Annotated in this window: 13 protein-coding genes and 2 pseudogenes; 14 read left to right on the top strand and 1 reads right to left on the bottom strand. The window is 60.6% G+C overall.

Annotated elements, in window-relative coordinates; genetic code table 11:
* Positions 1-43: 43 nt before the first annotated feature.
* The 4 genes and pseudogenes from U0177_RS17560 to U0177_RS17545 all read left to right on the top strand — a co-directional run bounded on the left by U0177_RS17560 (position 44) and on the right by U0177_RS17545 (position 9324).
* Positions 44-2140, top strand: a complete 2097-nt coding sequence (locus U0177_RS17560; RefSeq protein ID WP_409571957.1) for a hydantoinase/oxoprolinase family protein — start codon at positions 44-46, stop codon at positions 2138-2140.
* An 82-nt stretch (positions 2141-2222) separates the two neighbouring features.
* A complete protein-coding gene (locus tag U0177_RS17555; protein ID WP_409571956.1) occupies positions 2223-3962 on the top strand; it encodes a hydantoinase B/oxoprolinase family protein in 1740 nt (579 codons plus the stop codon).
* Between the two features lie 16 nt (positions 3963-3978).
* Positions 3979-5647, top strand: a pseudogene (locus U0177_RS17550) (thiamine pyrophosphate-binding protein).
* 566 nt (positions 5648-6213) lie between these two features.
* Positions 6214-9324, top strand: a complete 3111-nt coding sequence (locus U0177_RS17545) for an FAD-binding and (Fe-S)-binding domain-containing protein (RefSeq protein WP_409571955.1) — start codon at positions 6214-6216, stop codon at positions 9322-9324.
* A 116-nt stretch (positions 9325-9440) separates the two neighbouring features.
* Here U0177_RS17545 and U0177_RS17540 read toward each other — a convergent pair whose 3' ends face one another.
* Positions 9441-9956, bottom strand: a complete 516-nt coding sequence (locus U0177_RS17540; protein ID WP_409571954.1) for a putative immunity protein — start codon at positions 9954-9956, stop codon at positions 9441-9443.
* Between the two features lie 672 nt (positions 9957-10628).
* Between U0177_RS17540 and U0177_RS17535 the strand changes: the two genes are divergently transcribed.
* The 10 genes and pseudogenes from U0177_RS17535 (at position 10629) to U0177_RS17490 (ending at position 22100) form a co-directional block, all read left to right on the top strand.
* Positions 10629-10997, top strand: a complete 369-nt coding sequence (locus U0177_RS17535) for a hypothetical protein (protein ID WP_409571953.1) — start codon at positions 10629-10631, stop codon at positions 10995-10997.
* Between the two features lie 403 nt (positions 10998-11400).
* A pseudogene (locus U0177_RS17530) lies at positions 11401-12349 on the top strand (transposase family protein).
* A 247-nt stretch (positions 12350-12596) separates the two neighbouring features.
* Positions 12597-14909 (top strand): cold shock domain-containing protein, encoded by a 2313-nt coding sequence (locus tag U0177_RS17525; protein ID WP_409571952.1) that lies wholly within the window; start codon positions 12597-12599, stop codon positions 14907-14909.
* Positions 14906-16432, top strand: coding sequence for an AAA-like domain-containing protein (locus U0177_RS17520; RefSeq protein ID WP_409571951.1), 1527 nt, complete (start codon positions 14906-14908; stop codon positions 16430-16432). Before U0177_RS17525 ends, U0177_RS17520 begins: the two co-directional genes overlap by 4 nt.
* A 426-nt stretch (positions 16433-16858) precedes the next feature.
* Complete coding sequence (locus U0177_RS17515) at positions 16859-17386, top strand: hypothetical protein (RefSeq protein ID WP_409571950.1); 528 nt, start codon at positions 16859-16861, stop codon at positions 17384-17386.
* Between the two features lie 263 nt (positions 17387-17649).
* Positions 17650-18168 (top strand): hypothetical protein, encoded by a 519-nt coding sequence (locus U0177_RS17510; protein WP_409571949.1) that lies wholly within the window; start codon positions 17650-17652, stop codon positions 18166-18168.
* Positions 18169-18913: 745 nt separating this feature from the next.
* Positions 18914-19096 carry a hypothetical protein gene (locus U0177_RS17505; protein ID WP_409571948.1) on the top strand — a complete coding sequence of 61 codons (183 nt, stop codon included), beginning with the start codon at positions 18914-18916 and terminating at the stop codon, positions 19094-19096.
* A gap of 595 nt (positions 19097-19691) precedes the next feature.
* Positions 19692-19979: a hypothetical protein gene (locus U0177_RS17500; protein ID WP_409571947.1), complete on the top strand. Its 288-nt coding sequence runs from the start codon at positions 19692-19694 to the stop codon at positions 19977-19979.
* A gap of 114 nt (positions 19980-20093) precedes the next feature.
* Positions 20094-20711, top strand: coding sequence for a TetR/AcrR family transcriptional regulator (locus U0177_RS17495; RefSeq protein ID WP_409571946.1), 618 nt, complete (start codon positions 20094-20096; stop codon positions 20709-20711).
* A gap of 63 nt (positions 20712-20774) precedes the next feature.
* Entirely contained in the window at positions 20775-22100 is a 1326-nt protein-coding gene (locus U0177_RS17490) for an alpha/beta fold hydrolase (RefSeq protein ID WP_409571945.1), read from the top strand.
* The last annotated feature ends 394 nt before the right edge of the window (positions 22101-22494 follow it).

Genomic DNA, 22494 nt, shown 5'->3' with positions numbered 1-22494 from the left:
CAAACCATCCTTTTCAAACAACTTCTGAGAGCGAGAAAGATACATGCCACCCAACCAGCGCTACCGCGTAGGCGTCGACATTGGCGGTACCTTCACCGACCTGATCGTCGTCGACCAGGAGACGGGCGCCTTTGCGATGGGCAAGGTGCTGACGACAAGCGACGACCCCTCGCGCGCGGTGGAGACGGCCCTGGCCGAAACGCTGCGCCAGGCGGGAATCGCGCCGGGCGCGGTGCGCAACCTGGTGCATGGCACGACGCTCGTCACCAACGCGCTGATCGAGCGCAAGGGCGCGCCCACCGCGCTGCTCACCACCGCCGGCTTCCGCGACTCGGTGGCGATCGGGCGCGAGCAGCGCTACGACCTGTACGACCTGCTGCTGGAGCAGCCGCGCCCGCTGGTGCCGCGCTACCTGCGCTTTGACGTGCCGCAGCGCACCTTGGCCGACGGCTCGACCGACGTGGAGCTCGACATAACCTACGTCGAACGGCTAGCACGCGAGCTGGCCGCCAATGGCATCGCCGCGGCGGCGATTGTTTTTCTGCACAGCTTCACCAACCCCGCCGACGAGCGCGCCGCCCGCGAGGCTCTGCAGCGCGCCGCGCCGGGCATCCGAGTATCGATCTCGTCGGACGTGGTGCCCGAGATCCGCGAGTTCGAGCGCGCCTCGACCACGATTGCGAATGTGTATGTTCAGGACCTGGTCGAGCGCTACCTGCGTACGCTGCAGGTGCGGCTGCGCGAGCTTGGCCTCGACGGCGACTTTTTCCTGATGCTTTCGTCGGGCGGGATCGCCACAGTCGACACGGCCGCGCGCTACCCCGTGCGGCTGCTCGAGTCTGGCCCGGCTGCCGGCGCGCTGGCGGCGACGGTGTACGGCCAGGCGGCCGGCCATCCGAATCTGCTCTCGTTCGACATGGGCGGCACGACCGCCAAGATCTGTGTGATCGACGGCGGCCAGCCGCTGATCGCGCAGTCGTTCGAGGTCGATCGGATCTACCGCTTCAAGAAGGGATCGGGCATGCCGATCACCATTCCGGTGATCGAGATGATCGAGATCGGCACTGGCGGCGGCTCGATCGCCCGCGTCGATAGCCTCGGGCTGCTGAAAGTCGGCCCGGACTCGGCCGGCTCGGCGCCTGGGCCGGTGTGCTACGGGCGCGGCGGCGCCGAGCCGACCGTCACCGACGCGGACTTGGTGCTGGGCTACCTCGACCCAGGCTACTTCCTGGGCGGCAAGATGGCGCTCGATGTCGCGGGGGCGCGCGCGGCGATCGCCGAGAGGGTGGCCGCGCGGCTGGGCATGTCGGTGGAGCAGGCCGCCTGGGGCATTCACCAGATCGCCAACGAGAACATGGCCAACGCCGCGCGCGTGCATGTGCTCGAGCGCGGCAAGGACCCCCACCGCTTCCCGATGTTCGCGTTCGGCGGGGCCGGGCCGGTGCACGCGTACCGGATCGCCCTCTCGCTGGGCGTGCCCACGCTGCTGCTGCCGTTCGGCGCCGGGGTGATGAGCACGCTGGGCTTCCTCTCGGCGCCGCTGGCGTTCGATTTCGTGCGCTCGTGGCGCGAGCAGCTGCAGGCGATGGACTGGGCCAGGGCCAACGCGCTGCTCGAGGCCATGGAGGCCGAGGGCCGGGCCTTGCTGGAGGCCTCGGGTGTGGCGCCAGAGGCGATCAGCCACCGCCGCGAGGCCGACATGCGCTACGTCGGGCAGGGCCACGAGATCCGCGTGCCGCTGCCGCCTGGCGCGCTCGGCGCCGCGCATACCGCCGCGCTGCAGGCGGCCTTCGAGGCGGCGTACCGCGAGCTGTACGAGCGGCTTGGCCCGGCCGTGCCGCTCGAGATCCTGAACTGGCGCGTGGTCTCGTCCGGCCCGCGGCCATCGGTGGCGCTGTCTATTCCCGCAGCCGCCAGCAGCGATATCGCGCAGGCGCGCAAGGGCGAGCGGCTGGCCTACTTCCCCGAGGCCGGCGGCTTCGTCAGCACGCCAATCTACGATCGCTACCGGCTTGCGCCGGGCATGGCCTTCGCCGGGCCGGCGATCGTCGAGGAGCGCGAGTCGACGGCGATCGTTGGGCCGGGCGCGCGCTGCCGCGTGGATGAGCAGTGGAACCTTGTAGTTGACCTAGAACCATAATAACCTTACCACGCCGAAATTATTTCTAAAAATCTCTGTGCCTCTGTGTCTCTGTGGTGAAACTTACACAAAGAGAGCCGCGATGACGCTCGATCCTATCACGCTCGAGATGCTCTGGAACCGGCTGCTGTCGGTGGCGAACGAGCAGCAGGTTGCGCTCATGCGCACCGCCTTCAGCACGATCGTGCGCGAGTCGCAGGACCTCGCCTGCGGCGTGTTCGATACGCGCGGCCAGATGATCGCGCAGTCGCTCACCGGCACGCCCGGCCACATCAACCCCATGGCCACGGGCGTGCGGCACCTGCTGGCGGCCTACCCACCCGCCGAGCTGGCGCCCGGCGACGTGCTGATCACCAACGACCCCTGGCTGACGTCGGGCCAGCTCAACGATTTCACCGTGCTCAGCCCGGTGTTCCGTGGCGAGCGGATCGTCGGCTATTTCGGCAACCTGTGCCACGCCGCCGACATTGGCGGGCGGGTGCTCTCGGCCGACGCCCACGAGGTGTACGAGGAAGGGCTGCGCGTGCCGATCACCAAGCTGTTCGACCGCGGCGAGCCCAACCGCGAGCTGATCAGGATTATCCGCGCGAATGTGCGCACGCCCGACGAGACGATCGGCGACCTGTACGCGCAGGCTTCGTGCAACGCGGTGGGCGCGCGCAGCCTGCTGCAGATGATGGACGAGTTCGCGCTCGGCAGCATCGACCCGCTGGGCGACGCGATCATCGCCCGCTCGGAGGCGGCCATGCGCGCGGCCATCCGCGCCCTGCCCGATGGCCACTACGAGCACGAGGTCTGGAGCGACGGCTTCGAGGAGCCGCTGCGTATTCGGGCGGCTGTGACGATCGCGGGCGATCAGATCGCGATCGACTTCGCCGGCTCATCGCCGCAGAGCCGGCGCGGGATCAATGTGGTGCTGAACTACACCCACGGCTATGCCTCGTTTGCGATCAAGGCAGCGATCAGCCCGGACGTGCCGCACAACGAGGGCGCTTTCCGGCCGGTGCACGTCGCGGCGCCGCCGCGCTCGATCCTCAACTGCGAGCCGCCGGCGGCGGTGGCGGCCCGCCACCTGGTCGGCCACTTCCTGCCCAGCGCGATCTTCGGCGCCCTGGCGCAGGCCATGCCCGAGCGCGTGATCGCCGGCGGGGCCGACCCGATCTGGCTCAGCGTGTGGCGCGGCAGCCGGCCCGACGGCACCGCGCCGTTTATGGTCTCGAACTTCCAGGTGGGCGGGATGGGCGCGCGGCCGACCAAGGACGGTCTGCATACCACCGGCTTCCCCAGCGGCGTGGCCGGTGTGCCGGCCGAGGTGGTCGAGACGCTGTCGCCGCTGGTGCAGCGCCGGCGCGAGCTGCGCGCCGACTCGGGCGGCGCGGGCGAGTTCCGTGGCGGGCTGGGCCAGGCCACCGCCTGGAGCCGGCGCGGCGACGGCCCCTGGAGCGTGTCGGCGATGATCGACCGCACGCAGCACGCGGCCCAAGGCCTCGTCGGCGGGCGGCCGGGCGCGCCGGGCGCGTTTCAGCTCGCCAGCGGCCGGGCGCTCCCGCCCAAGACGGTGGTCTGGTTTGAGCCGGGCGACGAGGTGCAGCTGTGCCTGCCCGGCGGCGGGGGCTATGGCGATCCGCTGGCGCGCCCGGCCGATCGAGTGCTGCAGGATGTCGTCGACGGCTATGTCTCGATCGAGGCCGCCGGGCGCGAGTACGGCGTGGCCGTGCGCTACCTCGGCGCGCCCGATCAGCTGGTGCGCCTGCCGCAGCACTACGCGATCGACTGGGACGCCACAAACCAGCTGCGAGCCAGCTCAGCCAAGCCAGAGTAATCCACAGGGGTATCTCATGACAATGCTTGCTTCCCGCACCGGCGCCCAGGTGCTGGTCGACCAGTTGAAGGTCTACGGCGTCGACACGATCTTCTGCGTGCCGGGCGAGAGCTACCTGCCGGTGCTCGACGCGCTGTACGACGCCGAGGCGATCAAGCTCGTCAGCTGCCGGCAGGAGGGCGGCGCGGCGTTCATGGCCGAGGCCTACGGCAAGCTGACGGGCCGCCCAGGCGTGTGCTTTGTGACGCGCGGGCCGGGCGCGTGCAACGCCAGCATCGGCGTGCACACCGCCTTCCACGACTCGACCCCGCTCATTCTGTTTGTTGGCCAGGTGGCGCGCGGTTTTGCCGGGCGCGAGGCGTTTCAAGAGATCGACTACCGCCAGATGTTCGGCTCGATCGCCAAGTGGGTCGCGCAGATCGACGACCCGCGCCGCGTGCCCGAGCTGCTCGGCCGCGCGTTCGCGCTGGCGGTGTCGGGCCGGCCCGGCCCGGTGGTGCTGGCGCTGCCCGAAGATATGCTCGCCGAGGTTTGCACCGTGCCCGACGCGGCGCCATACCAGCGCGCCCAGGCGCACCCCGGCGCGGCCGGGCTGGCGAACATGCGCGAGATCCTGGCGGCGGCCGAGCGCCCGCTGATGATCGTCGGCGGGGGCGACTGGAGCCCCGCAGCGGCTGCGGATATCCGCGCCTTCGCCGCGGCCAGCCGCCTGCCGACCGTGGCGGCGTTTCGCGCCCAGGACATCGTCGACAACCGCGCCGACTACTATGTCGGCGCGCTGGGGGTTGGCTCGAGCCCGGCGCTGGCCGAGCGCGTGAAGCGCTGCGATGTGCTGCTGACCGTCGGCGACCGCATGAGCGAGCTGGACACGCTCGACTACACGCTGCTCGACGTGCCGCGCCCGCGCCAGCGGCTGATCCACGTGCACCCCGACGCTTCCGAGCTTGGGCGGGTCTACCAGCCCGAGCTGGCGATCATGGCCGGCATGCCCGAGTTCGCGGCGGCGGCGCGGGCGCTGCCGCCGCTCGACGGCGCGCGCTGGGCCGGGTGGCTGGCCGAGGCGCGCGCCGAGTATGTGGCCACGCTCAACGCGGTTCCGATGCCTGGCGCACTCGACCTCGGCGCGGTGTTCGCGCACCTGCGCGCGCGGCTGCCGCCCGACGCGATCATCACAAACGGCGCCGGGAACTACACTGCCTGGTGCCACCGCTTTTTGCAGTTCTCGGCCTACCGCAGCCAGCTGGCGCCAGTGAACGGCACCATGGGCTACGGCGTGCCGGCGGCGGTGGCCGCCAAGATCGCGCGCCCCGAGCGCACTGTGGTGGCGTTCGCCGGCGATGGCTGCTTTCTGATGAATGGCCAGGAGCTGGCTACGGCCGTGCACTACGGCGCCAACATCCTCGTGCTGGTGGTTAACAATGGCATGTACGGCACCATCCGCATGCACCAGGAGCGGCACTACCCTGGCCGGGCGATCGGCACCGCGCTGAGCAACCCGAGCTTTGCCGACTACGCGCGGGCCTTCGGCGCCTACGGCGAGCTGGTCGAGCGCACGGCCGATTTTGCGCCCGCGCTCGAGCGCGCTCGCGGCCGGGCGCGCGGCGCTGCTCGAGCTGCGGATCGACCCCGACGCGATCTCGCCGCTCACTACGCTGAGCGCGCTGAGCCGCGCCGCGCGCCGCTGATCGCCGCTGCGCGGTTTGCAACGCGCGGCGGCGCTATCTCAGCTACGATGCAATCCGGGGGCTGCGCGCCCCCCTTGCCCGCGTGTTATCTTGTCTACAATGCAATTCGGGGCTGCGCGCCTCCGCGCCCCGCGGCAGGGGCGGGCCGCCGCCCCTGCACCCCGGCGGTGGTTTGCACCCCAGACCCCCTATTTTATGCTTGCGTATGCTCAATGTCCTGCGCGGATGCCCAGCCCGCGCGCAGTACCCGTGTCTCAGTACGTATTGCTGGTTGATTCGTCACTTGCTACCGCGACTCAGATCGATTGTACGAATCAAGCGTGCAGCCGTACCGCGTAGGCACTACTGTGCATGGGCTGGGCATGACAAGTTGCCAGTAAAGCTGCATCGGCATAAAATGCCGAAGGGGTTTTAGGGGAGCGGGCTCGCTCCCCTAATCGGGGGTCCGGGGGCGAAGCGCCCCGGAGAGATCGGTTTGTACGAGGAGGGGCGGAAGGAGCGGAGGGCCGCGGGCGAAGTGCCCAGGAAAGAGATACCGCACCAGGAAGAGCAGAAAGGCTCAACCAATGAGCGAGGCGCTAGCAAGCGAGCTGCGCGCCAGCGTGCGCGGCGAGGTGCGCTTCGACGCGGTGTCGCGCGCGCTGTACGCCACCGACGCCAGCATCTACCAGATCGAGCCGCTCGGGGTGGTCGCGCCGCGCGACGCCGAGGATGTCGCGGCGGTGCTGCGGGCCGCCCGCCGCCACGGCGTGCCGCTCCAGCCGCGCGGCGGTGGCACCAGCCTGGCCGGCCAGGCCGTCGGGCGCGGGCTACAGCTCGACTTCACCCGGCACATGAACCGCCTGCTGGAGGTTAACCCGGCCGAGGGCTGGGCCTGGGTCGAGCCCGGCATGGTGCTGGATGAGCTGAACGCCCGGCTCGCGCCGCACGGCCTGAAGTTCGCGCCCGACGTCTCGCCGTCCAACCGCGCGACGATCGGCGGCATGATCGGCAATAACTCGTCGGGAATGTACTCGGTGGTCTACGGCAAGACGATCGACCACGTGCTGGCGCTGCGGGTGATGCTGTCCGACGGCAGCCTGGCCGAGCTTGGGCCGCTGGATGAGGACGAGCTGCGCGCCAAGCTCCTGCTCGACAGCCTCGAAGGTCGCGCCTACCGCGCGGTGCGCCGCCTGGCCCGCGAGCACGCCGGCGAGATCGCCCGGCGCTACCCCAAGGTGCTGCGGCGCGTCGGCGGGTATAACCTGGATGAGTTTGTGCCCGTAGGCGAACGATCAAAGGCGAAAGACGAAAGCGGTGTACCAGCCGAAGCAAGCACCCCCCACATTGAGAGCCGGCCCTCGTCCTCCGCCCTTCGCCCTTCCTCCTTACAAGATCCGCGTTTCAATATGGCGAAAATGGTGGTCGGCTCCGAGGGCACGCTGGCGATCGTGCTAGCGGCCAAGCTGCGGCTGGTGCCGGTGCCCCGGCACACCGCGATCGGCATCCTGGCGTTCGAGTCGCTGGCCGAGGCGCTTGACGCGGTGGTGCCGTGCCTCGAGTGCCGGCCGGCCGCCGTCGAGCTGATGGACGAGATCCTGCTCGACCTGGCCCGCAAATCGCGCGACTACGCCGGGCACTTGGCGTCGTTCGTGCGCGGCTCGCCCGGCGGGCTGCTGCAGGTCGAGTTCTTCGGCGATACGCCCGAGGCGGCGCTGGCCGGGCTCGACCGGCTGGAGGCGCACGTGCGCGGGCGCTGCGAGCTGGACTTCGACTTCACCCGCGCCACCACGCCCGCGCAGCAGCGCGCGGTGCTGCAGGTGCGCAAGGCCAGCATGCCGCTGCTGCAGTCGCTCTCGCCCGACCTCAAGCCCGAGACGGTGGTCGAAGACTCGGCGGTGCCGCCCGAGCGGCTGAGCGAGTACATGCGCCGCTTCCGCGCAATCTGCCAGGGCTATGGCGTGGCGGTGGCCATGTACGGGCACGCCAGCGTCGGGCTGATCCACGCGCGCCCGCTGCTGAACCTCAAGGACGCCGGCGACGTGGCCAAGCTGCGCGCGATCGCCGAGGGCGTGCGCGACCTGGTGCTGGAGTTCGGCGGCGCGCTGTCGGGCGAGCACGGCGACGGCCTGCTGCGCTCGGAGTTCAACCGCCGGCTGTTCGGCGACGAGCTGTACGAGGCGTTTCGCGAGCTGAAGCGCACCTTCGACCCGCACGGCCTGCTCAACCCCGGCAAGATCGTCGACGCGCCGCCGATGGATACGAACCTGCGCTACGGGCCGGGCTACCGCGTGGCCATCCCGCTGAGTACGCACTTCCGCTTCGCCGACACGGGCGGTATGGCCGGCGCGGCCGAGCTGTGCAATGGCAACGGGCTGTGCCGCAAGGCCGGCGGCGGCACCATGTGCCCGAGCTATATGGTCACGCGCGACGAGCAGCACTCGACACGTGGGCGCGCCAATGCGCTGCGCATGCTGCTCTCGGGCGCCCTGCCGGCTGCCGAGATGGATGGCGAGCGCATGCGCGAGGTGATGGACCTGTGCGTCGAGTGCAAGGGCTGCACCGCCGAGTGCCCCTCGCGCGTGAATATGACTAGGCTCAAGTCGGAGTGGCTGGCGCAGGTGTATGCCGAGCGCGGCGTCCCGCTGCGCGCGTGGCTGTTCGGCCATATTCGGCAGCTCAGCCGGGCCGGCAGCGCGCTGGCGCCGCTGGCCAACGCCGCGCTGCGCGCCCCTGGTGCGGGCTGGCTGGGCGAGCGGCTGCTGGGGATCAGCCGCCACCGCGCGCTGCCCGAGTTCGCGCGCGAGCCGTTCCACGTCTGGTTTGAGCGCCGGAGGAGCCACGAGCCAGGAACCACGAGTGGGGATGGCACACACGCTTCTTCATCTTCGGCTCTCGGCTCTCGGTCGGTCGTCCTGTTTCCCGACACCTTCACCGACTACAACGAGCCGAGGGTGGGGCAGGCCGCCGTGCGGGTGCTCGAGGCGGCCGGCTACGCGGTGATCCTGCCGCGCCGGCGGGTGTGCTGCGGGCGGCCGCTGATCTCGAAGGGGCTGCTGGGCCAGGCGCAGGCGCTGGCGCGCGAGCAGCTCGAGTGGCTGGCGCCCTACGCCGTCGCCGGCCTGCCGATCGTCGGGCTTGAGCCGAGCTGCATCCTGACGTTTCGCGACGAGCTGCCCGATCTAGTCGACGATCCGCGCGCGGAGGTGCTGGCCCGGCAGACGCTCCTGCTCGACGAGTTTCTGGCGCGCGAGATACACGCTGGCCACACAAGCCTGACTTTTAGTAGCCACAACGACTCAAAGACTCAAGGTTCGGGAAAATATTCTCAGGGCTTAGAGTCTTCGAGTCTTCGCGGCAAAGAAATTCGCACCTTCTTGCTGCACGGCCACTGCCACCAGAAGGCGCTGGCAGGCACCGGGGCGGCGCTGGCGCTGCTGCGCATGATCCCCGGCGCCGAGGTGCGCGAGGTCGACAGCGGCTGCTGCGGGATGGCCGGCTCGTTCGGCTACGAGGCCGAGCACTACGATATGTCGATGCGCATGGCCGAGCGCGCGCTGCTGCCGGCGGTGCGCGCGCTGCCGCCTGAGGCCGAGGTCGTGGCGATGGGCACGAGCTGCCGCCACCAGATCGCCGATGGCGCCGGGCGCCGCGCGCGCCACCTGGCTGAAGTCCTTGCCGACGCGCTGGAGCGCTAATAGCCTGTTTGAAAACGGGGGGCGGCCACCCTCTTCATACAGCTTCTAACGGTTGCAAGGGGAAACTGCGCCTGGCTGAAGCCGTGGCCATTGCACAGCCGCCATGCGCTGGAGTATCAGCAGTCGAACACCGACCAGCAGATGTCGTTGCGCAGCCGCTGATCGTCGATGACCAGCTCGCGGATCGCCTCCGGCAGCTGCTCGCGCTGCCACTGGCACTCCAGCCGGCCGGCGCGCTCGCCTTCGCCGTGCGGGGCGGCAGCACGCGCAGCCTTGATCGCATACGCGGCAGCGCCGAGATCGTGCGCGGCGACGTGTGCGACGACGGCGGCCTGGCCGGCAGCGTACGCGGCGTGCCGCGCTGCGCCACGCAGATCTCTGGCTGCGGCCATGGCGTGGCCTCCCGCCGCGCGCGCCTGGGACATCGTGATCTCGCCGCGCGCCCAGGCGCGGGCCTGCTCGATCGCCTGGCGCGGCCGTGGGTCGTCGGGCCGCGCCGCCGCGAAGAGGTGCAGCACGTGCTCGGCGCACGCGGCCGCCCACAGGGCGAGCAGCTGGTGGTCGGTGTCTGAAAGCGTGCCCCCGCGCCGGATTGTGATCAGGCGCGGGTCGCGGTCTTTCGGCAGGATCATGGCCACTCCTCCATATACGGTATTACCTGTACCATATGCATTGGGATTTGCGATTGACTGATTTTAATTCGCAAGAATAGAATTTGTGCTGATCAAGTGTGATATTATCCCATAAGTCATTGAGTCACCTCCTTGGCTCACCATATGTAGACATGCCATCACACATGCCCAGCTCCGCTCAAGCCATCATTGTGCCGCCACCGCATTGGAATGCCTCCCACGCGCACGTATGCCCTGCACGCGCCAGTGATCATGACCTGTCTACACGTTGTGTCAGCTTAGTCTACACGTTGTGTCAGCTTAGTCTACATGTTCTGTAGGCTCGTCTACATGTTCTGTAGGCTCGTCTACATGTTCTGTAGGCTCGTCTACATGTTCTGTAGGCTCGTCTACATGTTCTGTAGGCTCGTCTACATGTTCTGTCAGTTCAGTCTACACGTTGTGTAGGCTTGTCTACATGTTCTGTAGGCTGGTCTACATGTTCTGTAGGCTCGTCTACACAAAACTCCTGGTCTACCAGCGAGTCTCAGATCAGGTGTGTATGGGCTATAGCCAGACAGGACTGGCGGGGGATTGGCGGGGCGCCGACGATCGGCTATAGTAATACCCGTTGGGTGGTGGGGTGGTGAGTAGTCGGGGTGGAAACTTCTTTGGAAGAACAATGGAGACACCATGGCAGTAACTTCCAACTATCGGCTCCCGGACGACCGGCTGGACAACGATCGCGCGGCACTGGTGGCGATCCGCGACCTGGAGGACTACCGGGCGCTGAACCCGCAGCAGAGCGTTGAGTCGCTGGTGGCGCTGGAGCGAGCGCACCGCGAAAGCAAAGAGGCGGTGCAGCGCGGCGAGACACAACTTGCCGCGCAGCGCAACGCCGAGATCGAGGCCGGCTGGGCGTTCCACAACGCGATCATGGGCGCAAAGGCGAACATCGCCGCGCAGTACGGCGACGATGCGCAGGTGATCGAGTCGATCGGCCTCACGCGCCGCTCGAAGCGCAAGCGCCCGGTGCGCACCGCGCGCCGCCCTAAAGAGTAATCGCGCCGCTGCTGGCATTTGCGCGCCCGCTCGCCGAATACCGGCGAGCGGGCGCGCGTCGTTGGGAGCGAAGCAGCAGAGCGTTGCAATGAAGCTTCGCTTTTAGGCACTCGCATATCTAAGCCTATTTACACAACTTTACGCGGTACCTCTTGTCATTATGCGAATTTGTGCTATGCTAGCTTTATCGCCATGCTAGTAGGGGGTCGTCCCATATACATTTTGCTGTAGGAATTCTTCATGCTTCTTCACCCAATATACGGTAGCTTTTGAGCGTATACTTTCTCGCTTGCTGACCGAGAGGGTATCGGATGGCGGGAGCCTCGATATCGTTGTTTGCACTAGATATTATCAAGGTTCGTGATATACTGCCCGGCTGATGACACCTCTACGGAGTAGAATGATGCCAAAGTTCGAGGCAATCCTTCAGAACGAGCAGCGATACGCGCCTTTACTGGTCTTGATCACGCCACATTCGCCGACCTTTTGACACACTTCGCTCTGGCAATGCAGCGCTATCTTGACCGCACCACACTCGATGGCTATCTCCGTGAAGGCGAGCGCGCGAGCACGTACGCCAACAGTCCATTGCCAACTGCCGCTGATCGCTTGCTGTTTATCTTGACCTACCTCAAACAGAATGCGATACAGCACGTGCATGGACAGCTCTTCGGTATGAGTCAACCGAATGTGAGCAAGTGGGTCCGGCTACTGCTCGAGATCTTGGAAGCCGCTTTGGCGGAGCAAAACCTGCTTCCGGCGCGCACTGCCACGGAACTCACCAGCTACTTGCAGCACGAACTGCAATCGCTCGATCCCGAAGCGCCCCCTTTTTTTGCCAAGACGGAACTGAGCGGCCGATAGCGCGACCAAGAGACGCCGATGAGCAGGAAATCTACTATAGCGGCAAGCAGAAGGACCATACGATCAAGAATCTCCTCCTGGTGGATGCAGATGGCTGGATTTGGTTCTTGAGTGCGACCTATGCAGGGCGCGTGCACGATAAACGGATTGCCGATGAAGCTGGGTATCACTTGCCCGAAGGAAGTGTGCTTGCGCAAGAGAGTGGTTTTCAGGGCTTTACGCTGCCAGGTGTGACAATCCTCCAGCCGAAAAAGAAACCCCGTAAGGGCACGCTGACGCCGGAAGAAAAAGCCGAGAATCAGTGGATTTCGCACATCAGAGTGCTGGTCGAGCATAGTATTGGTGGTGTGAAAGTCTATCGGATTGTGCATGATGTCATTCGCCACTGGTGTTCGGATATACGCGATCAGGTGATGGCAATTTGCTGTGGACTATACAATCTGCGCGTACGACACCTCTTGGCGGATGACAGCATAGCCGAATCTTGATAATGTCTAATAAAGTGTAATGGTATATACCTCTGCATATATATGTGTAGTAGTTGTAATAATCCATCTAATAATGAGTTAGCCGGCAGCATCAAACTTGTACAATTACTACTGCCCAAAGTTAACTACACGGATTTAGTACATATGCGTTGTTCGCATCTCTGGGTCTCCTCGTTCCATTACCCTTGAAATCACAACTTCACAATGCTATAATGCCACAGATGGGTTCTTCTGAGGGAGCAAATGTATGTCCAGAACTACAGGGTTTATATCTAGATATTTCCATGATCGCGGCTATGGCTTTATCAAAGCTAAAGATGGCCGGAATGTATTCTTTAACTATAGTGACGTCGAAGCTTGGGGGAGGTCATTAAAGGTTGGAGACTCTGTTGAGTTCGATCTCATAAGCGTTCCAAAAGGTTGGGCTGCAAAAGAAGTTATAGTTACAGTAGATCAACCGGAAAGCGATATCTTAGCGAGACCTAATTTTCGAACACTTGATCCTCTTAGCTACCAATCAGAGCGGTATTACCGTGAAGCGCTTGCTGCAAAGGACGAACGCGACTTCGACCAAGCCAAATCTTTATTTGAAAAAGCAATAAAACACACAACAAATCCATACGTCTTCCTCTCCTACGCAGCAATGGAAGAGTCAGCACGGCGTGGAGATAACGCGCTAAGGGTACTACAAGAGGGCATAAAAATACTTCCTGCTGAAGGCATTCTCTATGAGCATTTTGGCATGCGATTGCGACGACGAGGCGATCTGAAGCGTGCTGCAGATATCTTCCGAAGAGGACTTAGAGCTGCTCCTAGTTTTGCTAAACAATTGCACTGGTCATTAGCTATTGTTCTTGCCAGTACTGATGACGATGCAAGCTTCCAAGAGGCTGCTTTTCATGCTGAACAGGCTAAACATCTAGGTATGACGCTCGATGCCATGCCAAACGATATCCGCCACAAGCTAAGTCTCGTTACTGGTCCAGAGTTAGGTCGTAAATCTTGGGATTTCTTGCGAGCTGCAGGTTTTGATATTCGTGTGGAGGATTTTAATGATAATTTTGCCGATTTGCTAATTGCTTCGAAGCAAATTGAATACACGGAATCTTATGATTTGCAAGGAAGAATATTAGCAAGATGTCTTTTTCATCCCGCAGAATGGAAAAATATAAATGATCTTCTACAAACGATCAGAAAATCACGGAAATATCGCGGTTTTAACCTTAACACGGAAATAGCTTTCCTAATTGCAGAAAATATTAACGAATGGCGCGACGCCCTTTATAGAATAGTGGAAGATAGCCGTGAAGTCATTGTGCCTATTGAAAATAGCTTGTTTTTGCAAAATAAAGAACACAACATTGTAACAATTCTGCGACAGATTTTGGATCAATGGCTTTCTAGAAGAGATTTATTTCACTATCGATTCCCTGTATCTGGAAGACAGTTTTACGGAAGGGAGTCAGAGCTTCAAAATTTGATGCGCAATATAGATGATGGTCAACACACCGGTATATATGGGCTGAGAAAAGTTGGTAAAACATCATTAATGTATCAAATTCAGGAAAAAAGACCCAACGACATAGTGGTTTATATTGATCTTCAAAAGATAGCTGGGGCAAGCAATGATTGTGCGTATCTCTATTGGAAAATAGCAAGAGCGCTACAAGAAAGCATCGAGGACAAGCGGCAGAACGGAATTCAGATAAAGGATTTAAATCTCAAGTTAGGGTGTGAGGAAGATTACGAGAAAATCGACAAGCCAGAGGAAAGAAATCCCCTACGCTTCGATTCGGATATCAACCAAATTATTGATTCACTCGATGATATCGAAGGCCCTGTTCCAAGTAAGATTGTTATCACGATCGACGAATTAGAATGGATGCTTCCAGCCCCAGGGTATAGCCCTGGATTTCGCGGGTATTCTTCTTTCTTTGCTCATCTAAGAGGGATATCCCAAACCACTCAGGGGAGAGTCGTTAGTATTGTTACAGCTGCTAACCCAACTGTAAGTGAACAGGGTAAGTGGGAAGGTAGGGATAATCCTGTTTTTCAGTTCTATAAAGATATGTTTCTTCCACCCCTAGCCCAAAAAGAGTGCTATGAAATGATAGAGAAACTTGGGAGAGGCATGGGCGTTTCATTCGAGAACGAGGCATTAGAACACATCTACAACGAAACTGGAGGACATCCATATATCACCAGGCAATTTTGCAGTCATATAGTACATCTTAGTTCTTCGAGACCTCTCCACATTACTCAGAAAATGGTCGTTGAGGGCACCGAATCTTTCCTTCGTCAGAAAGGTGATATTTTTGAGGAGATCTTGGAAAGACTAAACTATTTTCCACAAGAGAAAGACTTGTTTTACTTTATTGCGGAAGGTCTTTCCGAGGAGAATGAGCTCTCCACATTGACCAATGAACCAATCGATATTGCCTTAAGACATTTAATAGGTTATCAAATTATTGATTACAGAGACAATAACTATTACATAAAGATCAACCTCCTTTACAGATGGCTAAGGCGTTATCGTCTTGGTTATAAGGATCCACTATGAATACGACCAACCCCTACAACTGGCAACGTGTTGATCCTAACATGTTCTTTGGGAGAATTGACCTAGCCAACGATTTGGTACACCAATTAGTTGGAGGGCATTCTTTTGGCATAACAGGTGGCCGTAAAATGGGGAAGACCACTCTACTACGTAGAGTGGAAAAAGATTTACTGGCATACTCACATCAGGCTCAAAGAGGTGGTCTTCTTGTACTACCGATCTACATCGAAACAGGCTCGATATCGTTTGATAACTCTCCCGATCTGGTTTTTCAAGCAATATCAGATCTACTCGCTAAGGTATTATATCGATTGGTAGAAATTTCTTTTTCTAATGATCGCCCTGTGAATAGAGTAAACTTTAGTGAATACCTACTTAAAATAATCGATACTTGCCAAAACTATAGACCACAAATTATCTTATTGTTTGATGAGGTGGAACCCATCACAAAAATGCATTGGGGACGAAGTTTTTTTGCTAATTGGCGATCCTTGTTGCATAATACTCCTAACTTATCTGAGTACGTTAGTGCTGTGTTTGCTGGTTCTAGTGAAATGTTCGAGATCGCAAAGGATATTGGCTCACCTCTTGGAAACGTACTGACATGGCGTGAGCTAGAACTTTTCAATCAGGAAGATACAAAACTACTGATGACTATACCATCTCAACAGCAGTGGACATATCAGTTTATCACAGATGTCTACAACATGACAGGCGGACATCCTTTTCTAATACAGTATATGATGAGCTTCGTTCACAATAGCAGCTCGAGGAATCCAAATGAAGCACTTACGCAGGCTAGAATAAAGTTTATCACTGAACAAAATTTTTTGTTCCAGAACTGGCTTGACAAATTCGGCAATACTGCCGCTGCCATATATTCGCAAATCATGGACAGAGGAGCAATACAAAGAGCTATTATACTTTCAGAATTTGGTAGCTCGGCTAACCGTAGCCTTTCTATATTATCACACACGGGAGTTGTGCGTATTGATAATGTTTCAGAAATGGCAATTGTAGCAGGCGACTTATTTCAAGAATGGTTCAGGAAATTTGGAGCGATATCTATTACACCCACTTTAGCAGATCACGTCGACTCATTACTGAAAAAAACAGAACGACAGATGCGCCATGTACTGGCAATTCATATTGATAATAAGTACAAGCCAGATTGGCTTCAGAAACGGATTACTTCCTCGTCACCAGAGCAATGGAAAGAAATTCTCAAAAGGGCAAGAGTAAGCCCGGAATCTTTTCTAAATAATGGTGATGTTTTAAAGAACTTGGATCTAGGCGATCTTTTTGATATTTTCCTATTAGGAACTGAATGGACCGATTTGTCGACTAAATTCGTCCGCCTCAGCCGTGATACAAAGAAGGCAAGATTTAGGTTCGAAGAACGAAAAGATCATCTCGTCTTTGTGCGAAATAAGCTACGCCATGTCAATGAAGATCAACTTGAAGCAGGAGATTTGCTTAAAGCACAAGCATTTTGCGCTGAGCTATTAGAATGTATCGATTAAATTTTCCTAAAATACGAATTGAAAGTCGCTGTTCGCTTGAAGATCATCTTTTATCTCCAACATTAAGGTGACCCGCAGGCTTTGTTGCACAATTATTCCGCCATTTCGTAGCCAGAAAATCAGCAAGCCACTACAGGTTGTGGTTTTGGCATGCAGATAGAATGTGGCATTGTTGCATAATTCTAGATCGCCCCTTTGGCGCGTCCTAATGCAATAAAGCCTGACCCGCACTGCCGGCTAACAAGCGCTTGCAACTGACCGCTTCGCGCGCGAGATCGTTGCTATTTTGGCGTTATCCTGTGCCGCGCGCCTCGTCGGCAGCTGATGCGCAATCCGTTGGGCCGAGCTTTGTGATTGCCAGCCCATCGCCCCTGTGCTATTGTAATCTTCAGCGAGATGTCTTGGTCTATGCGTGAGGAGCACCTCTTGGCATCGCTGTATGACAACTGGGTGTTTGAGCGATGGGACACACCTGTCTCAGATGCACAAAGTCTTGCTCTTGTCTCACTGACCGACGTGCAGGGGAGACTTTCTATCGTTCTCGAAGACCAACGCCATCCACAACGTCATCGTTTTCAAGTTGATTTTACCCGCTATCCGGGTTATCGAAACCTTCTCGAAGAGTATCGTCTGGAATTGTGGGATGCTCTTGCCGGTACACCTGATACTGGTTGGACACTCCTCGTGGTCGTTTCCCCGTGGATCGCAGAACTCAAGCAGCACGAATCGCTCTTGGATGTGCTCTATCCAGACCTGAAACACTACCTTATCAGCACAGAAGACGACGTCATAGAAGTATTAAGCGACGAAACACCGACCATTTACCCGATTACGCCAGCTAGAGATGCACCACCAGCAGGGAAGTCCACAGTCTTTTATAATCCGGCTGATCGTGTGCAGATAGAACAACTGTATGGCGATATCACACGCAAACAACCACCAACCAACGACTGATTTCCTTTAAAGACGAACTATCGAGTATCGATGTCGCTCGGCCCAACAATGCGTGCAGCCGAATCGCCTGAATCGTGGCGATTTTCCGCGCTGGTATGCGGTAAACTGCTTTCCCGCTTGGGAGCGTCCGTGCCAGCCTGCCGGCGCGGGTGATGCGCAGGGCGTTGGGTTCTTTGAGGCATCAGGTCTAATAAATGCGAATATGACCAATTTTTCTCTGCTTATTCATCCCATCAAAACCATCTCACCAGTTATATAGTAATATGCAGTATCACTTCAACGACACGGATGCCTTTGCAGCGTTTTTAGCGATATGGCGTGCGCAGCTCGTTGGGCGAACTCTTACCGCCTGTTTCCGCCCCGTAGCGACCTACGAGAGCTTACCCGATCATTTTGATGATGGGCTTGTGCTTTGCACAACAACCATCGAGATGGCTATCTTTGTCAATACCTCTGGTGCACAAGCATCTTTCGGTCGTTTTCCAGTCAACTTAGATCAGCCCGACCACCTATTATCGCGCCACCACCACCACCGGCGATGGGAGCAATGGCACGACGATCGCCTCATCGGCCAATCCCTCCAAACAATCACACTAGGGTTCATTACAGCTGAGGGATCGCAATATACGTATTGCAATCAGGTCGTCATTGGCCTTACCGCTCATCATCTAGTGCTCACTGATATTCAGAATATGATGCTCGTCCAAATTGATGAAGGACCTTCCGAGATACAGCAGTCGCATTACCAAGCAGTAAACTCGGCTTGGAAACAACGATCTTGATTCATTTCTGTCTCACCAGAAGTAAAGCTAGAAGCAGCACTCAACACGGTGTTGCAGCTGACCGCTTCGCGCGAGATCGTTGCTTTTTGAAATCGCCTTCTGGCGCGCTCGCGACAACTAAACGTCATACGGTCGGGCCAAAACACTTCCTCATTTACACGAGTTACGCGGTGTCCTCCCGCGTGGGAGGCTTGGAGGGCGTAAGCCCTCCAAAATCATCTCTTTTTGGCCGGTCGCGGCCACCGCCGTGGCCGCGACCGGCCAAAGGAAGTTTTCGGGTGCGGCTTTGCCGCCCCCGAACTCCCACCGCGTAACTCGTGTCATTTACACATCAGCGCTAAGGCTTTCTGCTGGCTCCGCACTACGAGGCGATTCGCTGCTACAAACGTTTCGCCAACGGTGTCAAGTGTGCGCTTGACAGGTTGGGCAGTTCGTCGTAGCATAGCCGGTAACTCATCCAAAGAAACAGCACGGGCCGGATGGTGCTACCAACACCATCCGGCCCGCTAACCCCGAACCTGTAGTGGCAGGTGTCGAGGCTACCGCGCATTGTACCACACTGCGTGGCGGCAGCGGCTCCTTCGCCTTGTTTGCGGGGGGCCGCTGTTCGTTGGCGTGCGTTGCGGCTGCGGCTACAACGCATGCCACGCTGGATGGGCCGTGGAAGTCCCGGTGTGCCTTCTGTCCGTACGGGGCGGGTTGGCTGGCTTCCCGTCCCGTACACCGGCCATGCAGGAGGAAAAGAATGAGCCACTATTCGCTGGAAGAGCTGATAGCGCGCTGGAAACGCGAGGAGCTGTCGGTCGAGCAGGTGATCGGGCAGCTGTTGCTGCTGCTGCGCGCGCACGAAGAGCGCATCAAGGAACTGGCGCGGGCGGCAGGTGAGGCAGCGCGCGAGGTTGGGGTTGTGCGGAACAACGGTACCTAGCGAGAGGTGATTTTACTGGGGCGGCCGGGTGGTGAGGCAGCAGCCAGTGTTTCCTGGTGCATACGTTTGTAATTTGGTATGGTGTGGGTGCGCCGTTTTTGCTACGCGCACCCTTTACCCTTGCACCGGCGCGAGAGCATCGCGCCGCTACGGCTTTCCGAGGATGGTGATGCGCCACGGTACGGCGCCTGTGTTGCGCACCAAGCACCGGCGCGATAGAATCGCGCCGCTACGGCTTCCCGAGGACGGACAGCTCGCCTTCATGCGTCGTCGGTTAGGGCTTTGTAGTAGCGCACCAATGGCAGCGCCGTGTATCCAACCTTTTCATAGGCGGCTCTGGCAGGTGCGTGCCCAGCGTCGCCTCCGGTGCCGACAACCGCCAGCTTCATGCCTTGTGTTTTCATCTCCCGCAAGGCGAGCCTATTCAGGCGCGTCGCGATACCGAGGTTCTGATGCGCGGTTGCGCCATTGATCGAGCGCGAGCGCGCCCGGCGGCTCTCGATGCGGCAAGAGGTGCCAGGACTTCCACGCTCAGTTCGAGCACCTGGCAGAGGCAGACCCGCAGCAGTGTATCAAGGAAGGCATTGATCTGATCGTGAGCCACGTCGGATTTTGCCGGCCTGCTCTTCACGCTGCGCTGGAGCTGGGGGCCGAATCGTTCTGGGAGGTGATCGAGACGTTGCTCACAGGCACGGAGCAGGCATTCAAGGTCAACTTACAGCGGCAACTTCCAGTGGCAAGCGATCAGGAGGTGCAGCGGTGTGGCCGGTCGATAAACCGATCGCTCTGCGCAGCGCTGCTCGACAGGCGCATCAGCCCCGATGAGCTACGTGATGAGCTGCGCATCCTCTTCGACGGCTATGCGAGCCGCATTCAGGCTTGAGGCTGCCGCCAGGCGCACCGGTTGCGCTCAGCAACGCCATAAGCGCTTGACTCGAGCCTGGTTATACGCTAGAATAAAAAAGATCGGTTGTTCGATTTATTTGTGAGACGCCCTATGCCGAAAGTATCCGAGGCCCATAGCGCCGCGCGCCGCCAGCAGATCATCGACGCGGCGTACCGCTGCTTTGCGCGCAAGGGCTTTCACCAGGCATCCATGCGCGATATTTACGAGGAAGCCCAGCTCAGCCCCGGCGCGGTCTATCACTACTTCCCGAGCAAGGATGCCATCATCCAGGCCAGCTTCGAGTTCGATTACCAGCGCAGCCTGGATCTGTTCGCCGCCGCCACGGCGAGCGACGACCCGCTCAAGGCGCTGCGCGAGCTGATCACCTTCTTCTTCCGCGGCCTCGAAGGCGCCGCCGAGCTTGGCGCGGGCCGCGTGAATGTGCAGAGCTGGGGCGAGGCGCTGGTCAACCCGCCGCTGCGCGAGACGCTCCAGCGCGTGATGGCGCACTACCTCGCCGCCCTGACGGAGATCATCCGCCGCGCCCAGGCTGGCGGGCAGCTTGATCCTGCCCTCGATCCGCAGGCGTTCGGGCGTATTCTGCTCTCGCTCTACTACGGGTTTGAGCTACAAAAGGCGCTTGACCCCGCTGTCGAGGTGCCCGCGTATGCCGCAGCCGTTCAGGCGCTGATCATGGCGGTCACATGCAGCGAACCCAGCGCTCGATGATCTGGCGCACCTACGGCGGCGCCGATCTCGCGATATCCATCTATTCAGGAAGGAGGAGGCGTGATGACCGCGATCACAGCGAAGGCGGCGTCAGCACCACGGGCAGTCGATCGGGCAGCCCTGCGCGTCGAGCTCACAGCGACGAATGACCAGCTCCGCACGCTGGTAGAGGCTCTCCCCGACACGCGCTGGCAGCAGCTGTGTCCAGGCAGCGCGTGGACGGTGTGCGAGGTGATGGTACATCTGACCTGGGCACTGGAGCAGCTGCCGGCCGAGGTGGCGAGTGCGCGCCAGGGCCGCGGGATGTTCAACTATCCGGCCTGGTTTGCCGACCCGGCGAGTTACTGGATGAACCGCTGGAACGCCCGCGGCGTCACCCGCGTATCGTTGGTGCGCCGCTACGATGCCGCTATGGCCGCCGTTCTCGCCAGCCTTGACACGGTTGCCGACGGCGAGTGGGATCTCGGGGCGAACTTCTACGGCCACGGCTTCTACACGATCGAGGGGCTGTTCCATACCCCGGCGCAGCACCTGGCCGAGCACACCGCCGTGCTCGCTGCCGAGCAGGCAGCACAAACCAACGACACCGTGATCGCTACGCGCGTCGGGCCGCTGCACGTGCGCCAGGCCGGCTCCGGCCCGCCGGCGGTGCTCTGGCATAGCCTGTTCGTCGACAGCGCAAGCTGGCACCATGTCGGGCCATACCTCAGCGCGGATCGGCGGCTGATCTTGATTGATGGCCCAGGCCACGGCCTGAGCGGCGACTCGGGGCAGCCATACAGCATGCGCGCGTGCGCCGAGGCTGCTCTCGACGTGCTCAACGCGCTGGGGGTGACGGAGCGGGTGGATTGGGTGGGCAATGCGTGGGGCGGTCATGTTGGCATCACCCTCGCCGCCGCGCATCCCGATCGGCTGCGCAGCCTGATCGCCATCGGCGCGCCCGTCGCGGCCTATACGCCAGCCGAGGCGCGTGAGACGCGGCTTCTGCTCGGCATCTACCGGCTGCTCGGCTCGGTCGGGTTCATCCGGAATGCAGTCGCCGAGGCGCTGCTCTCGCCTGCGACACGCGAGCGCAACCCCGCTGCGGCCGACTACGTTCGCTCTCAGATCGGCAGTGCGGATCGCCGCCGGCTGCGCAACGCGGTTGTGTCGATCTCGCTGGGGCGCGAGGATCTTACCAGCCTATTGTCCAACATCCAGGTGCCGACTCTGTTCGTGACTGGTGCTGGGCACACAGGTTTCACGCCGGAGCAGGCGCGCGCCGCAATCGCCCTGGTGCCCGAGGGGCAGCTCGCAATCGTGCCCGATGCGGCGTACCTGGTGCCTCTGGAGCAGCCGGAGGCGACCGCTCGGGCCGTGCAAGGATTCTGGGCCGCAACGCTGAGGTGATCCACGTAGCGCCGAAGATGAACGCACTCCCTGCCGTTCCGGCCGACCCGCGCAGGTCGTTGGGGCGATCTTGCGCGACCCCGGTGCAAGGAGCACCCGATCGACTACCCTGGCCTGATAGGCATCAGCGCGCTTGCCGTGCTCGGCGCCTTCCTGGCGCTGCGGGCGTTCCGCGCGCCGGCGCTGGGTCAAGCTCGCTGGCGGTCTCTCTGTGGCCTTGCTCGGGGCGCTCTTCGGCGCTGCGGCCACCCTGGCGCTGGTGGGCTATGGTAAGCTCAATGCGATACGGCCCAACCCGGTGCCGCAGCTGACGGCTACGATCACTCCGCAGCTGGTAGCCGATGGCGAGTGCTTCGCCCGCACCTGTGCCAGCTGCCATGCTGCGAACGGTCAA

Source organism: Kouleothrix sp., from assembly GCF_046328425.1.
Taxonomy (GTDB): domain Bacteria; phylum Chloroflexota; class Chloroflexia; order Chloroflexales; family Roseiflexaceae; genus Kouleothrix.
The sequence above is the reverse complement of the archived record's forward strand: the minus strand, read 5'-3'. Positions and strand labels throughout refer to the sequence as shown.

Bases quoted from the DNA above. Each gene is read 5' to 3' on its own strand.
- U0177_RS17520 (WP_409571951.1), top strand. From the start codon at position 14,906: ATGAATACGACCAACCCCTACAACTGGCAACGTGTTGATCCTAACATG.
- U0177_RS17560 (WP_409571957.1), top strand. From the start codon at position 44: ATGCCACCCAACCAGCGCTACCGCGTAGGCGTCGACATTGGCGGTACC.
- U0177_RS17505 (WP_409571948.1), top strand. From the start codon at position 18,914: ATGAGCCACTATTCGCTGGAAGAGCTGATAGCGCGCTGGAAACGCGAG.
- U0177_RS17555 (WP_409571956.1), top strand. From the start codon at position 2,223: ATGACGCTCGATCCTATCACGCTCGAGATGCTCTGGAACCGGCTGCTG.
- U0177_RS17545 (WP_409571955.1), top strand. From the start codon at position 6,214: ATGAGCGAGGCGCTAGCAAGCGAGCTGCGCGCCAGCGTGCGCGGCGAG.
- U0177_RS17525 (WP_409571952.1), top strand. From the start codon at position 12,597: ATGTCCAGAACTACAGGGTTTATATCTAGATATTTCCATGATCGCGGC.
- U0177_RS17490 (WP_409571945.1), top strand. From the start codon at position 20,775: ATGACCGCGATCACAGCGAAGGCGGCGTCAGCACCACGGGCAGTCGAT.
- U0177_RS17510 (WP_409571949.1), top strand. From the start codon at position 17,650: ATGCAGTATCACTTCAACGACACGGATGCCTTTGCAGCGTTTTTAGCG.
- U0177_RS17535 (WP_409571953.1), top strand. From the start codon at position 10,629: ATGGCAGTAACTTCCAACTATCGGCTCCCGGACGACCGGCTGGACAAC.
- U0177_RS17495 (WP_409571946.1), top strand. From the start codon at position 20,094: ATGCCGAAAGTATCCGAGGCCCATAGCGCCGCGCGCCGCCAGCAGATC.
- U0177_RS17540 (WP_409571954.1), bottom strand. From the start codon at position 9,956: ATGATCCTGCCGAAAGACCGCGACCCGCGCCTGATCACAATCCGGCGC.